Source organism: Kribbella sp. NBC_00662 (genome assembly GCF_041430295.1).
Taxonomy (GTDB): Bacteria; Actinomycetota; Actinomycetes; order Propionibacteriales; family Kribbellaceae; genus Kribbella.
Map to the genome: position 1 here is coordinate 3,282,845 of NZ_CP109029.1, position 14,827 is coordinate 3,297,671.

At 62.4% G+C, this 14,827-nt stretch carries 12 protein-coding genes and 2 tRNA genes; 7 read left to right on the top strand and 7 right to left on the bottom strand.

What is annotated here, in order from left to right; genetic code table 11:
• Positions 1-48: 48 nt before the first annotated feature.
• The 4 genes from OHA10_RS16615 (at position 49) to OHA10_RS16630 (ending at position 3,323) form a co-directional block, all read left to right on the top strand.
• Positions 49-121, top strand: a tRNA-Thr gene (locus OHA10_RS16615).
• Positions 122-206: 85 nt separating this feature from the next.
• Positions 207-677 carry a hypothetical protein gene (locus tag OHA10_RS16620; RefSeq protein WP_371407108.1) on the top strand — a complete coding sequence of 157 codons (471 nt, stop codon included), beginning with the start codon at positions 207-209 and terminating at the stop codon, positions 675-677.
• Positions 678-740: 63 nt separating this feature from the next.
• A complete protein-coding gene (locus OHA10_RS16625; RefSeq protein WP_371407109.1) occupies positions 741-1,559 on the top strand; it encodes a tyrosine-type recombinase/integrase in 819 nt (272 codons plus the stop codon).
• Positions 1,560-1,877: 318 nt separating this feature from the next.
• The gene (locus OHA10_RS16630; RefSeq protein ID WP_371407110.1) at positions 1,878-3,323 is read left to right on the top strand and encodes a hypothetical protein; all 1,446 of its coding nucleotides are present in this window, start codon (positions 1,878-1,880) and stop codon (positions 3,321-3,323) included.
• Positions 3,324-3,823: 500 nt separating this feature from the next.
• Here the strand turns inward: OHA10_RS16630 and OHA10_RS16635 are convergent, their stop codons facing one another.
• From OHA10_RS16635 to OHA10_RS16645, 3 genes are all read right to left on the bottom strand, one after another.
• On the bottom strand, positions 3,824-4,417 hold the full coding sequence (locus OHA10_RS16635; RefSeq protein WP_371407111.1) for an NAD-dependent epimerase/dehydratase family protein: 594 nt from the start codon (positions 4,415-4,417) through the stop codon (positions 3,824-3,826).
• A 222-nt stretch (positions 4,418-4,639) separates the two neighbouring features.
• Positions 4,640-5,005: a hypothetical protein gene (locus tag OHA10_RS16640; protein ID WP_371407112.1), complete on the bottom strand. Its 366-nt coding sequence runs from the start codon at positions 5,003-5,005 to the stop codon at positions 4,640-4,642.
• Positions 5,006-6,482: 1,477 nt separating this feature from the next.
• Positions 6,483-6,626, bottom strand: coding sequence for a hypothetical protein (locus tag OHA10_RS16645; RefSeq protein ID WP_371407113.1), 144 nt, complete (start codon positions 6,624-6,626; stop codon positions 6,483-6,485).
• Positions 6,627-7,241: 615 nt separating this feature from the next.
• On the opposite strand from OHA10_RS16645, the gene OHA10_RS16650 reads away from it, so the two are divergent.
• Positions 7,242-7,490 carry a ribbon-helix-helix protein, CopG family gene (locus OHA10_RS16650; RefSeq protein ID WP_371407114.1) on the top strand — a complete coding sequence of 83 codons (249 nt, stop codon included), beginning with the start codon at positions 7,242-7,244 and terminating at the stop codon, positions 7,488-7,490.
• A 1,160-nt stretch (positions 7,491-8,650) separates the two neighbouring features.
• The gene (locus tag OHA10_RS16655; protein ID WP_371407955.1) at positions 8,651-10,114 is read left to right on the top strand and encodes a serine/threonine-protein kinase; all 1,464 of its coding nucleotides are present in this window, start codon (positions 8,651-8,653) and stop codon (positions 10,112-10,114) included.
• Positions 10,115-10,491: 377 nt separating this feature from the next.
• Here OHA10_RS16655 and OHA10_RS16660 read toward each other — a convergent pair whose 3' ends face one another.
• Both OHA10_RS16660 and OHA10_RS16665 read right to left on the bottom strand, forming a co-directional pair.
• The gene (locus OHA10_RS16660) at positions 10,492-11,403 is read right to left on the bottom strand and encodes a hypothetical protein (RefSeq protein WP_371407115.1); all 912 of its coding nucleotides are present in this window, start codon (positions 11,401-11,403) and stop codon (positions 10,492-10,494) included.
• Positions 11,388-11,891, bottom strand: coding sequence for a hypothetical protein (locus OHA10_RS16665; protein ID WP_371407116.1), 504 nt, complete (start codon positions 11,889-11,891; stop codon positions 11,388-11,390). Before OHA10_RS16665 ends, OHA10_RS16660 begins: the two co-directional genes overlap by 16 nt.
• A gap of 258 nt (positions 11,892-12,149) precedes the next feature.
• Here OHA10_RS16665 and OHA10_RS16670 point away from each other — a divergent pair.
• A tRNA-OTHER gene (locus tag OHA10_RS16670) sits at positions 12,150-12,214 on the top strand.
• A 127-nt stretch (positions 12,215-12,341) separates the two neighbouring features.
• Here the strand turns inward: OHA10_RS16670 and OHA10_RS16675 are convergent.
• Together OHA10_RS16675 and OHA10_RS16680 are read right to left on the bottom strand one after the other, a co-directional pair.
• The gene (locus OHA10_RS16675) at positions 12,342-13,799 is read right to left on the bottom strand and encodes an amidase family protein (protein ID WP_371407117.1); all 1,458 of its coding nucleotides are present in this window, start codon (positions 13,797-13,799) and stop codon (positions 12,342-12,344) included.
• 212 nt (positions 13,800-14,011) lie between these two features.
• Entirely contained in the window at positions 14,012-14,626 is a 615-nt protein-coding gene (locus OHA10_RS16680) for a DUF302 domain-containing protein (protein ID WP_371407118.1), read from the bottom strand.
• Between the last annotated feature and the right edge of the window lie 201 nt (positions 14,627-14,827).

Consider the following 14,827-nt stretch of genomic DNA (forward strand, 5'->3'; position numbering starts at 1 on the left):
CCCCCGCAGCACACCCCACACAATCCTCTACTATGTACCCGCACACCCGCCGGTGTGGCGCAACTGGCAGCGCACCGCTCTTGTAAAGCGGGGGTTAGGGGTTCGAGTCCCCTCACCGGCTCTAGCTCTGACCAGGCATTACTACCGACAGTGATTGCCTGCCGTGACCGACTGTCAATGGATCTGTCAATGAGTACGATTGATCCATGCCTGGACGTCGCAAGACCGGCGGTCGCGAGCGAGGGGTCGTCCGCAAGCGCGGCAACTCGTATCAGGTGCTGGTCTATCAGGGCGTAGACCCCGTCACGGGCAAGGACTCGTACCTGACCGAGTCGACTCGCGACGAGAAGAAGGTCCCGGAGATCCGCTCGCGGCTGCTCGCCAAAGTCGATCGTCAGCGGAACGCCGCAACCAAGGCCACCTTGTCGTACGCGTTGGACGCGTGGCTCGAAGTTCACGAGGCAGATGACTCGACGCTCGATCGGTACCGCGAGCTAGCCGATCGGACCATCGGCCCAGCCCTCGGCGACGTACCGATCTCGAAGCTCGGAACTCGTGCCTTGGAACAGTTCTACGCGCAGCTGCGACGCTGCAGCGCGAGGTGCGACGGGAAGCCTTTCGTCGAGCACCGCGCCGCCGGCGAACACGAATGCCGTGTGGTGGTGAAACATCGGTGACCACCAGGCCGGCCCTCAGCGAAGACCCGCGCCGAGCATGACTGCGCTGCGGCTGGATGCAAGGTGGCCGAGTGCCCGCCGCATGTCTGCAAGCCTTTGTCAGCAGGGACAGTCCGCAAGATTCACTTCGTGATCAGCGGCGCGCTTGCGGCTGCAGTCCGCTGGGAGTGGATCGGCACCAATCCCGCCGCCGAGGCGAAGAAGCCGAAGCAGGCGCCCCCGCAACCGCTGCCTCCTACATCCGACGAGGGGTCGCGGATCCTTGCTGCCGCCTGGGAGCAAGACTTCGCCTGGGGCATGCTGATCTGGCTGAAGATGGTGACGGGAGCGCGACGCGGCGAGCTGCTCGCGCTGCGCTGGCATGACTTGCACCCGGACCAAGGTGTGCTCGAGATCCGCCGCAACTTCACCCACCGAAACGGCAAGGCGCGAGAGAAGGACACCAAGACGCATCAGATGCGCCGTATCAGCCTGGACCCGGGAACCGTTGAGTTGCTCGGCACACACCGCCTCAACTACCAGGAGCAGCTTGCGGCGCTTGGTGCGGCGTTCGACGAGTCAGCCTTTGTCTTCTCCTACGAGGCGGACCACAGGCGACCGTGCAACCCGGACGGCGTAAGCCACAGGTACGCGGAGATGTGCACAAGGCTCGGCATCAAGAGTCACCTCCACACCCTGCGGCACTATTCGGCAACCGAGCTGATCAGCTCCGGCGTAGACATTCGTACAGTCGCCGGCCGCCTCGGCCACGGCGGTGGTGGCACAACAACGCTCCGCGTCTACGCTGCGTGGGTTGCTGAATCAGACCGCCAAGCAGCGAACGTGCTCGCCGACCGCTTACCGAAGCCGGACTTCAGCGAGCGTCAGACTGAGTCGACGTAGTAGCTTCTGGACCCGTCCTAGCGTCTCCACACAGTGCCGACCGACGTCAGCGGGCTCTTCAGGCTAGAAGCGAGTAACTGAGGATCACGAGAGCGGGTCCAACGCCGTCCACGTCGATCCACCCCCTTGTTAGCTCGACTTTTTGCAACTCTCGTGGGCGTGGACACCTGTTGAAGCGATGAGTAGCACTCGGCGAGGCGCGGCACACCGATCGGACCGAGCCTGAAGCGGCGATGGCCATGCAGCCCTATGTACCTCCGCCGTGGCTATGAAACTTCGGGTGTGTTTACGACGAGTCAGGGTGGTGATGATCGCCGCATGCGGATCTCTGAGTATTTTGGTTTGGATCGCACGCAGGGGTCGCTCGACTTCGTCGATGTAGACACCACGGCTGACGTTCCGGTCTTCATTGACCCACGAGCAATCAAGGCGCTTCATAGCGACTGGGCGCGTGACTGCGTCGCTCTGATGACATCCTTCTTTGCGGAAGTGCTGGATGCCATCCAGCTCGGAGATAGGCACCGGGTGCGGGATCTACTGAACGAGCTGGGTGAGCCTAACGAAACCCATTTTGGGCTTTCCACCGGCGATAGATCTCGGGGCCGCGGGCTGGGAAGCGAGGGCAGCGAGGATGTCGCCAACATGCTATCCGGAAGTGACGCCGCGCGAGCCGGCCTACTCCAGAATATCGAGGACACGCTTCTCATGGTCCCCGGCATTAGCAGCGACCTTGTTTCAGACATTACGACGCATGTGATCCGCGGTGCACTGATCGGCTATACGCAGACTTGGTGTGAATACTTCGGGATCCCGACGGAACGGCAATGGAGTGGGCCTGTTTGGCACCCAGATGAGCTTGAATGGCAGACCGGCGATGTGGAATTGCCTCGGACGCCGGCCGGTCGGCTCTTGCTCGTCCCCCGGAGCATAGTCCGCGTGAAGATGACATTCGACAAAGACCAGTACTTCAACGGCTATCTTGCCCCGCTTCTGATTCGCAAAGAGATCGATTCGAATAGCGACCTAGTGCGACGACTGAGGGATGGGACGCCTAGAGTAAACCGCGATGATCTGCGAGAAAAGTATCCGACCGGAAAGCTTGCAATTGTCCGCTACACCATCGATAATCCTGAAGCCTTGGCTCGGTACCGCGAGGCCAACAGTTCGGTGACGCGCCCAGTGCTTGATCACGAGGACCTGTCGAGAAGATTTGATCTGCCGCCCCCGGACTATGAGGAGTTGATGGGGGCAATCGGGGCGGTTTCGCCTGGTAAACACGGCGCAAAGGCCTACCACGACTCCGTCGAGGCCTTGCTGACCGCTCTACTGTATCCGTCGTTGGTAAATCCGAAAGTAGAGCGAGAGATCCATGAAGGCAGGAAACGAATCGACATCACGTACGACAACGTCGCTGAACGAGGATTCTTCCATTGGATCGGGCTGCACAATCCGGCCGCGCTAATCCCAGTCGAATGCAAGAACTATACAGGTGATCCAGGTAATCCTGAGTTGGATCAGTTGAGTGGCAGATTCTCGATGCAGCGAGGGAATGTGGGGATTCTCGCTGTGCGGTCGTTTGTAAACAAGAATCTTTTTCTGCAGCGTTGTAGGGATACGGCGAAAGATGGACGCGGATTCATCATTCCGCTTGACGATAGTGATCTGAACGAACTGGCGGAATTTTCTGCAGCGCATCAAGAGGACCAGAAGGCACGTCAGGCGTTCGATCTACTCCGCGAGAGATTCGACTACCTCGTCGGCTAATAGGCCCGCGCGAGCAGGCGGGTTTCAGCACTCTGTCGCCAGGTACCGGCCGTTCCCTTATAGTTGCAAACCCAGATCAGCGCGATGGTCGCGTCAAGGTCGAGCTTGCTCGATCCCATAGGTGCAGAAAGCGCTGTTGACATACGCGGTGGGCCGGACAAACGAGCGGCCGGCGGGACGGGCTAGCCAGCGGTCACATGCCCATGCGGCTCTAGCCGCTTCATATTGTCTGGGTTCTCCGATCCCAGGGCGGGCAGTCGAGGACACGGTCTCTCGCTTCCCGCGACATGCCACGGGATACGTCTCCTTGGGCCGCCTGTTGGCGGATCACAGAACGCAGATCAGGCATGTTCGCCGGCGGCTAACGTCCAGCGACCGGCTCTCCGATCCGGGAGGCGACGAGCACGAGGAGGCGATTGACCCAACACCGTCGGGTCAAGCTCAGGACCTTGACTCTGAACACCGGCCCCGGACGAACTCGATCCGAGGCTAGCGCGAACTCACCCGCCATCCGCAGCGAGCCATGTATCTCGCAGGGACTGGTCAAGAGTGATCTGTGGGGACCAGTCCAGGGCGCGTTGCACGAGTGAGATATCAGCGCATTGCCATGAGACCTCGGACGCCGCGGACTTGTGCGTCCTCTGCGGATCGGCGCCAACGACTGGCTCGGCCCTGGTCCCACTGATCTCAATCAGTTGCTTGAGCCAGTCGCCGGTACGGACCGCGCGACCTGAGCCAATATTCAAGAGTGGAGGAGCCTCGGCTATCTGGATGGTTGCGACGGCCGCTGCCGCCACATCGCGCACATCGACGTAGTCGCGCCATCCGTCGAGCGAGTCCACGATGAGCGGCTCGCCGCTTCGTAGCCTCGCCACCGCTCCGCCCAGCATCGTGCTCGTCGGCGAGAGAGGTCCGCTGACATTGAAGATCCGAAGTACCGTGACCGCCAGACCCTGGGATCGCGCATGCAAAGCGATCTGCGTGGCAGCCAGCTTCGAGTAGCCGTATGGACTAGTCGGCCGCTCTGCAGTGCTTTCATCGATCGGGTGCTGCTCAGCCGGCGCGCCATACTCCGCGGAGGACCCTAGTTGCACAATTGTCGGTCGGCGTCGCGGTCGCGGCGAGCTGCGCGGGGTCCAAGTCGACGTCCGACGGTAGTCGGCAGCAGGACACCTCAGCGCGGCAGCAGTCCAGAGGTAGTTAGGAGGCCGTGAAAACGCGATCGCCCCAACCTGATGGTGACAGGTCGGGGCGACTTAGGCGTTTCGGCCGACGGGGCGCTGGGGGGGTGGTTCAGCACCCTGCCGGCCGAAGTGTCACTTGCCGGTGTGCCGGCCGAAGGAGAACGCCACGCCGACACCCACGAGTGTCAGCAAAGTGTTGAATGGCGGCATCAGGTACTGCATGGCCACCTCGGGCGGCAGCGCCCAGGCAACCTTCGCGATGATGCCGGCGAAGCCCATGGTCAGGATGGTGACCCCGATGTACACGGTCCGCCGGGTCTCGGCGGCAGCGCGCATGAGCTTCAACTTCAGGTCGTCCGAAGGGACCTGAGCCACGTACTGCTTCACGAGCGAGTCATTCTTGGTCTCGCTCTTGCCCTGCTCGAGCGACTCGGTGATGTCGCTCGTGCCCTCCGGGGCGTTCCCGGCGGTTGTGCGTACTTCTTCGGGCATTTGCATGCCTCACCTTCTGCCCGTCTGTCCCACCAGGGGGCTGTTGGAAGGTCGGACCGCTCTGCCGGTGGGGCTGGCACGGGTCCGCTGTGAGGACAGCATGCCGGGTGCAGGCAGGATGTACAACTTTCGCACACCAGAGGCTCAGAAAAAGATGAGAATCTTACTTTAAGTAATCGAATCGAGTTCATTCGTGACCACAGGGAGGATCGAGGGGCGCAAATAGGGGACTAGGCCGGTAAATTTATCCCTGCTGTCGATGACTAGTAGTGAGATTCTGTCGGTTGTGCCGGCCGAAAGGATCCGGGTTCGCCGGCAAGCCGGTGGGCCTTAGATTAGGACGGTTCTGCATTGGCCGACGACGCCGAAGACCGGATTTGCAGACTCGAGGTGCAGCTGGTCCAGCATTGAGTCTGGAGAAGCAGCTGCCCGACGGCGCCCGGACGCGGCAGGCATAGAGGGGTGCTGAAGCCTGGACGAGCCCTCCTGGATCAAGTACATGCCGTGATGCACGGTGTTGATCAGATTGTGTTGACTATCGGCACATGATTCCCCCATAGTGGGATGACGCTACGGAGGGATGCTGGAACATCGCTCCTGGCTACCAACTGATTGCCCTTGGTCGTCGAAGGTTCGGTAGACCTAGCCCGGGCGCCTGGCATGGGGATTGGGAGGACATCACCGGCATGGGCTCTGAGCCGACATCGACCGATGGCTGTCAACACCATCACCCACTGGGAAGAGGGAAAGCATGCCTCGCTTGAGTTCAGTTCAAACGCCACCGCACGCAAATGGGACCGATGGATCGCGTCTGTCCGTCAACTTGGCCGGCGATACCATGGCGGCTCTTAAGGAGCTGGCGGAGCGCAAGGGGTCGACCCTCAGTGACACCGTCCGCCGGGCCATCGCCGTCCTGAAATACTTCGATTGCCAGACTGAGCGCGGACATGAGATCGCGACGATCGAAGACCTCGGGGGTGGGAAGACTCAAGTCAATCGAGTCGTCTTGCTCGGCTGACTAATCTCGATCGCTCGCGGCACTCGCCTTCAGAGCTTGAAGGGTCTTGAGGTGCCTTCCGTTGCGTGGCTGGCACAAGTGGGTACTCGTCCTTCCTTGGCCGGCCAGCGCACCGAATCGGTGGCGCCTAGAAGACCTAGTCCACGGTTATAGGACGGCCGATCCCCTCAGGAACTCTGTGGGGATCGGCCGTCTGTCATGCTCATTCGCGGAGTCCGAATCGTTGTTACCTGCTGGACGCGGGCTCCGAAACGGCGCAATTGCCGGCTGGTTGGCCTCACTGTCGTCAGCCGCATCAACGCGAACGGTAGATCGGCCGCGTCCTCTCGCGACATCTATGACGCGGCCGACTCCTGGCCGCGCGGTGAGCGCGTCCCGTATGCGTGGCGTGTCCAGCCGTCGCTGGCTTCAGGGGCGTGTGCCTAGTCCTGCCTGCGCCCGTCAAGCTCAAGAGCATACGTGCGCTCAGGCCGCGCTCGTGATGAGCGCAGCGACCAGCACGGTCACGACGATGGCCCCGACGTAGATTGTCCGCCCCGCGGATGCCGCGGCGCTCGCGATTCTTTCCTTGAGGTCTTCCGAAGGGAGCTCGACGACGTACTGCGCCACCAGTGGAACGGAGCCGCTCTCGTCGGCTCGCGGATGTGCACTCTCAGCTGGATCTTGCGTTGCTTGTTCCTGCGCCATTCGGCACGCCTCACCTTCTGCTCCACCCGCCCGTGAAGCCGTCTGAAGAAGGGTCACCAGACCAATGATCAGCTGGTACTGCAGTGAACAGCATGCCGTGTCAGGCCGCTCGTGCACAACTCCTGTGCGTCATCGACACGCAAGATGCGCCTCAGGAACGCGGTTTCCGGTGTAAAATATACTGAAAATAGTACCCGGGCGCGGACTGGAGTACTGGTCTGGGCTGCAATCCCACAGCGAAGGAGTCTGCCCGATGAGACGTAAACCACACTTTTTGGGCCTTTTTTGTTGACGTCGACCCTATGATGTCTACATAGTTGAGTACATCAGCTGTGAAGCGATGCTCCCAACATCGCTTCGTGTGAGCAAACGATTGCCCTGGGTCGTGAGCTGCCTCGCTTATAGAGACCGTCGTTCGTAGGGATGCAGGTGGGGCCATCCCCCGGACGAAGCTCGGCCTCTATGGGGCGAGTCGGCGATCGACCTGGTTGGAGGATCGAACCCCAATTCGGAAGCTGAGGGAACATTATGGGGCGTGTGACTTCCATTGATCAGCGCGCGACCGCGGAAATGTCGCGGCTGTCGGTGAACTTGACGGGAGACACGATGGCGGCGCTTAAGGAACTAGCGGATCGCCGAGGCTCGACGGTGAGTGAGACAATTCGTCGGGCTATTGCGGTTCTTAAATATTTCGATGATCAGGTCGAGCGTGGAAGTGAAATCGCAGTTATTGAAGACATGGGTGACGGTAAAACCCAGGTCAATAAGGTGATCCTACTGGGCTGACGTTCTTCGCTGTGGCGTAACTTAGACGCACGTGGGCAGTGATTCGGATGAACGTGTGGGCAGGCGATCATGTGGCCTGTCAGGTTTCCGCTCAGATTGTTGCGGTTTGATGAGGGAGAAGGACCGGTGCGCGCTCGCGGGCCGGTCCCTCCTATTCGCTCTGGTGCCACCGAACGCGGCCAGCACCCTTCGCTAGGTCTGGGCCGGCGACCAGTGATGGCGAATGCGGCGGCACTAGTCAGCGTGAGCTACGTCGCAGCGCAGGCACGTCAAGGCGGGTTGGGCGGCCCCTGAGATCTGCGTTCAGCTCGTCCCGTAAGTTGCTAGGTTCGGGACGACTCGATGTGAGCAGTTAGGGCTTGTAGGTATTCCGCTGAGGTTGTGTCGCCCATTAAGACGAGCGCCGAGCCGGTACGAAGGACACCGTGGCGACGCCGTAGACACCTGCTTTTGGGCGAAGACGCTAGGGGGTGTTGTCGAGGCTCTCCAACACGCGAGGAACGTCGCGCATCAGCGCATCGCTGGCTTGACCTGATCTCGACGCGCATCGATGTGGAGGGCGATCGGCAGACGAACCTGTGGGTATGGGCGCCGTTGCCAGAGAACAAGCGCGGGGGAGGGGCGCAGTCGCGACCTGGACAACGTTATGGGAGTCGTCTTGAGGGGCGGCCACTCATTGAGACGCTTGACCAGATCGCCGCCGCGTTTGGCGGCAGCGAGGTCATCAGATCGAGCGTACGGAGATCCGTCAACCGGGGCATGGTGTCGGATCCGTTGTTGACGGCTGGACAGGCGGCCGCGGTGCTCGGCGTCTCGCCGCAGATGTGACGGTGACGTTGCTCCTCGTAAAGAGAGGGTCATCCGAGTCTCCTGCGCCGCGTGCGCGTCTCAAAAGCAACCCGCCGGTGCCACCCACTTCTCCGACTGGATCAGCCCAGGATGGATCGTGGGGAGATACGATCCGACCCCGTGCGACGCTGAGCAACCGTCAGTTCTGCGGAGAACGTGAGTCTGGAACACCTCACGCCCTCCGCCCGAATGCCCGGACGTACTGACAGCCAGACCGCGGTACCGCACACCTTGCGCCGATACCCAACGCAGCGATGTGACCACCTGGCCTATCCAGCAGCGGCACTCTGCGTTAGTTTCTCCGCGTGAAGATGACCCTGAGCAAGGGCACGTGGATTCTTGGCGAGCCTCTAGACGCGGACAAGAGCGGCATGGGCCGGGTGTTCCATGCTCAAGACGAGCAGGGAGCACCGGCCGTTGCGAAGCTCGTACCGCAGGACCCTGGAGCAGAACGCGAGCTGCTGATGGGTGACAGCCTGCGAGCGTCCTCGGCACGCAATGTGATCGCGGTCTTGGATCATGGAGAGCACGATGGCGAGTGGGTAATCATCATGCCTCGCGCAGAGAAGTCACTCGCTCAACATCTGAAGCAACAGGACAACAAGCCTCTCGATCCGGCAGAAGTAGTCAAGGTCCTGACAGATGTCGCTACCGCCCTCTCAGACTTGGCGGCTCTAGAGCCAGCCATAATTCATCGCGACATCAAGCCGCAGAACATCCTCCTTCTCGACAACACCTGGCAGCTCTGCGATTTCGGTATTGCACGATACGCCGAGGCCACCACTGCGGCCGACACCCAGAAATTCAAGTGGACATTGCCGTACGCAGCTCCCGAGCAGTGGCGGATGGAGCGGGCGACTGCCGCCACTGACGTCTACGCTCTGGGAGCCGTTGGCTATCAGCTTCTTGCTGGCAGACTTCCGTTCCCGGGACCGGACTTCAGAGAACAGCATCTAGGGCAGAACCCTGCCGCTCTGGTCGCCGGCACTGCACGCCTGCGTTCCATCATCGAGGAGTGTCTATGGAAGCCCGCGCCAGCCAGGCCAAGTCCCTCGAACCTGCTCGCGCGTCTGGCGACTGCGGCCGCCGAGCCCAGCAGGCCAGGAGCCAGTCGACTCGCGAAGGCAAATCAGGCAGAGGCGGCACGCCTCGCGACCGACCATGCATCAGCAGTTGCAGCGGAGGAGCGCGCGGAGGCCGCGGAGAGACTCTTCGAAGCCGCGGAGCAGGCGCTCCCCGCGATTGTGGATCCACTTATGGATGCAATTCGGACAGATGCTCCGATCGCAACCATGCAGATGGGCTACCAAAATGTGATGTACTTCCTCGCCACGCTGCGGGGCGCCAAAATCGGCGTAAGCAAAGCCCGACGCTCGTACCACGACGGACCTTTCACCGTCATCGCGTCAGCTGTGGTCTCGGTCAATATGAGCCCCGCGCGCAACGGCTACGAGGGACGGGCCCACTCCTTGTGGTACTGCGACGCTCAAGAAGCCGGTCGTTTCGCGTGGTACGAGACCGCCTTCATGACAGTCATGTCACAGGCTTCTGACGCGGTTCTGCCGTACTCACTTTTTCCAAATGAGGCTGCGGACGCGATCCGGCGCGTCATGAACACGAGGCAGGTGGCCTGGCCCTTCGAGGAGCTCGACCGCGCCGACCCAGTGGAGTTTGTAGATCGGTGGATCGATTGGTTTGCCCAGGCGGTGGAACGCCAGTTGTACTACCCGTCGAACATGCCCGAGAAGCCGACCGGCGGCTCGTGGAGGATGTAACTGCGCCTCCAACGACGGGCAGGGTGGCCTTGCAGACGATAAGCGGAACCCCGGAGCCGATCATCGAAATCCCGTCCCGACCCAGAACAGACCCGGTAGCGACCCCGGCGCTGTGATCCGGGCTTGCGATCCGGCCTATCCGCTGGGCGTGGCATCATCCGTGGCACGAAACTGCGGATGGTTATGAGGAATCTCGTGCCCGATGCGGTATACCGCGTTGCCAGATGAGCCTCTAGAGGGCGGGGGCAAGGGTGTCGTTCCTCCTCGCAATGAGAAGGTCGTCGGTTCGATTCCGACACCTGACCCCCGCCCAAGCTTCCTGGGCCGCTGCTGTTGGGGTGCAGGGGTCGCTGACCATGTCGTAGGACTCTGGTTTGTCAGTGCAAGCCTAGGCCGTTGTCCGGCCCGTAAGGCGACAGGCCACGCATGTATGGCTTAATCGCCTCTGGGCTCGGATCAGGGTCGGCTGGGAAGGCCAGACGCTGGTTGAGTGGGTTCGACCGCTGATGGTGATCCCTTGCCCACTGCACCCACTCACGTGCTGCGGCCTGCTCGGCGCCGTCCAGCGAGGCAACCCTCTGCTGCATAGCGGCGATGTAGTCACCAAGCAGTTGGTTCCGGCGCCATCGGGCGGCATGCTCGGCCAAGATCGCGGCGCGGTTGTGCTCGCGCAGGGCGATGACGGCCTCGTCTCGGACCTGTTTCCAACGCCGGCGGCGTTCGGCTTCTTGGTCTTCACGTTCTAGGCGGCGTTGCTCATCGGCGGCCCCACGGAGTTCCAGTTCCTGGACGAGGACTGGTAGGCGGCCGGCGAGGTTGATCGTTTTCGTGTCGCTGAAGGCGGACTGGCGAACAGGGACGCCGCCGGCGACCGCGATGGTTAGCCGCCCTGAAGGAACCTTGTCGTACGTCGGAATCCGTGGGTAGCCCCACCTCCCGAAGTCGCGGAGTTCCTTCGCGGTTGGTTGGTGCGGGACTTTGTCGTCGTTCTCGGAGACCTGTAGGCCGTACGTGTGTCCAATGATGGAGACAGCGAGGTGTGCGGGATGGTGATCGTCGCGGTTCCAGGCCGGGCAGGTGACGTCCCACCCCCGTGCTGAGGCGCTCTTGGCTATCGCGTCGAGCAGACGTAGTGCTCGTTGCCGTACATTGCCCTTGAAGCGCAGTCGATGCTCCTTGTCGGCGCGGAGCGCGACGATCGCAGCGTGGGGGTTGATGAGCCGCTCGGCTACCTCGATCGGCTCCAAGACGGCATTCATCCAGGCTGGCTTGTCTACGAGCTGCAGCACCTCTGGGGCCAGCTCCGGCGCTCTATCTCCAGCAGCTTGCCCTCGGGGACCTTTCCGTACCGTATGGCTGATGACACGAGGTTGTCGTAATAGTTGTGGAGATCCTCGACTTCGAGGCGCCCGCCCGCGGCCACGATGTCGGCGATCATCTGGTCAGCCGGGCGCAAGGCGGTGACTTTCCGCTCTGCGCGTGCCGGGACGATCGGTCTCGCCGCCGACGCTATCGTCGCGCTCTTTGCGCGTGTCGTGTCCGAGGTGTTCGTCCAGTGTCCGACTGGGTAGCAACCGTGGTGGGCGAAATGCCGACCAGCCTGGGTTGCCTCCGCCTTCCACACGCTGCGCCTCTTGGTCACCGTCGCGAGGCGACGGTTCTGGAGCGCGATCGCAGTCGTCTTGTACGTCGTGTCCTTCGTCCCTCCCTCGGGACATCCGGCCACGATCCACTTCAAGACCTCGAGTTGACGTGCGTTTACGGTCCGCTCAGCCACGCAAGCCACCGTATCGACCGGGACGCAGGTCACGCGAGGATTGGGAACCGCGGCGCTCTCGAAGTGCCAAGCGCGACCCGGCGGCCATCTGGCCCCAAGCTGTCCGGCACAACGAAGTTCGGGTCGTGGCCGCCCGGCGTTATCTCGTCACCGTCGGGGCACAAGCCTGTCAATGGTTCTGTCAATGAACCCCAATCACCGCTGGCCGGATCTGACAGCAGAGACAGCCGAAAGGGCAGGATTTCCACCCCGAGGCAGGCTGGTGTAGGACAACCCTCGCACTTGTAAAGCGGGGGTTAGGGGTTCGAGTCCCCTCACCGGCTCTCTGACCTGGGAACATAACCCGGAAGGCGGGACAACCGCCACGCGCAGGACCGTCGCACGTTGACCGGCGGGCGGCCGCTTGAGCCAGCGGTGTGACCGATTGGCTCTGTGGGGGCGGTGCGGTGTTCAGGCCGGCGTGGGCAGGGTGCCGAAGAGGGCTTCCACCCGGCGTGCCAGGTCCAAGAGGTTCCTGTCATTGCCGTGCGCGGCGTCGATTTCCAGTCCGATGGGCAGGCCATTGGTGCTGAGGCCGATGGGGATGCTGATGCCGGGCAGGCCGGCTCCGCTGGTGGGGATGGTGTTGTAGGCGAGGAACCGTTCGTCGACCTGGTGGCCTGCAATGGTGATGTTCGATCCGTGGTCGATCCGGGGTGCTGGGCAGGGTGTGGTTGGGAACAGCAGTGCATCGGCCGCGTTGTGGGTGAATGCCTGGCCGAGGTGGCGCCGGAGTTTCGGGCGTCCGACGGACAGGGCCGCCTCGTAGCCTTCCTCGGACAGGTAGCCCGACCCGGTCGGGACGACCACGTGGCTCCAGATCTCCTTCAGCTGGGGCTTGACGTCGTTGTAGATCTCATCGAACGTGACGGGGAAGTTGTTGCGGGCGACGAATTGAGTCACCGCTTCCCGCATCTCACGGAAGAAGAAGTTCCACGTCATCTGGTTCGTCGTGTCCATGAAGCCGTCACCGAGGTCGATCTCGACGATGTCGGCGCCGGCGTAGCGAAGGCTTTCGAGCGCGGCGGTGAAATGGGCTGCGGTCTCGGGGTCGATCACGTTCATGTACTGCCGGGGGGCGTGGGCGAACCGTACCCTGCGCAGGTCGGAGCGTTGCGGGGTTCGGGTGGCGGTGTCCCGGGTGACGATCTGGTCGAGCAGCGCGCAGTCCTCGACGCTGCGGGCGAGGATGCCGGTGGTGTCGAGGGTGTGGGAGATCGGAGCGACGCCGCCGCCGGGCCAGCGGCCGTTGGTGGGTTTGTAGCCGACTACGCCGCACAGGGACGCGGGGACTCTGATGGAGCCCACCGTGTCGCCTCCGGTCGATGCGGGGACGATGCGGGCGGCGACCGCCGCGCCGGAGCCGCTGGAGGATCCGCCGGGGACGTGGTCGTGACCGTAGGGGTTCTTCACCTGGCCGTACGGGCTGTTGTGTCCGGTCAGCCCGAAGGACATCTCCACGAGATTGTTCTTGCCGAAGACGATGCCCCCGGCGTTCCGGAGCGCCACGACGACGTCGGCATCCTGCTGCGGGACGAAGTCCTTCAGGTTGCTCACACCGAGCGTGGTGCGCAGACCAGAGGTGGCGTAGCTGTCCTTGATCCCGATCGGGACGCCGAGGAGAGGAGCTGTTGAGCCCGCGGCGCGGGCCTTGTCCGCCTCCCGTGCTGCGGTCAGCACTGCGGACTCGTCGATGGTGATGAAGGAGTTCAGGTCGGCCTGCTTGCCCGCGCGCCGCAAGAGTGCGGAAGCGTACGCCTCGGAGGTGATGTCGCCGTCGCGGATCGCGGCAGCGGCCGCCGCTACGCCGAGCTCAATCAGTTCGTCATCACGCGATGCTGCACCAACGGTAGTGGCATTATCCTGCACGATATCTCCTGTAAATTCAGAACAACTGTCGGCAAGCGACCAACGTTATGTCTCCGGAAGCCAGCCAACACTCACATTTGCACTTCGATCACTTTAGGGAACGCCCCCGACGGGACATCCGTAATGTACAGAATCGACAGCCCGCCCCGTCTGACAATTTGTCAGTCATTTCGATTTCCGGGCTGGAGTGTGCCGTCCGGGGATCGCCCCATTTACCGGTCGCTCGCAGCGGCTGCGGAGAGAGCGGGCGGGACGGTCACGTCCAGAACCTTCAGCAGGTTGGCGACCTTGCGGTCCAGCTCCTGGCCGACGGCGGCGATGTCGGGAACGTCGAAGCTGTAGAAACGGGTGCTGGGCTGGTCGATGGAGAACAGCGTCGCACCCTGCCGGTCCTGGTGGATCGCTGTACGCAGCGGTGCGTAGAGCATGACCGCCGGGTCGTGCCGATACATGCGCTCGGCGATGGTGTGATTTCCCATCAAATAGGTAGCGCAGGATCCCGGGTCGCCGGCCAGCCGCATGGTCGCCCCGACATCGGTGCTCCAGAACCGCATGAAACCATGCGGCGCGTTCTCCTCGGCGGCGGCGAGCACCGCGTCCCAACTTGCCCGCCCGGCGCGCAGCCGCTCCATCCGCACAAGATCGAGCACCGGCACGGCAGCCTCGTACCGGGCCCGGAAATCCTCGAACGTCGTTCCCGTGTCGATCGACCATCGGACGACCTCATGGGAAACCGCGACGAAATTCTGATTGGACATGATCGTCTCCTTGCCTTCTCGCTCTCGATTACCAATGCAGAAACGCAGGGTTTCCGACCGAACGCCCACAGCGGATTTGCAGGAATAGGCAGTCGCCCATCCGGGTCCGCCGCGTGATCCGACCGGGGACCACCGCGGGCCGTCCGCGGCGCCTGCCGCATCCGAGCCGTTCAGCGCCGACCCTCCGGTAGGAGCTGGGCCAGCCACCTCGATGAAGTAAAATGATCGCTGTACTTGAGGCTAACAGGCTCTTCGCGCGAAGTAAACCGA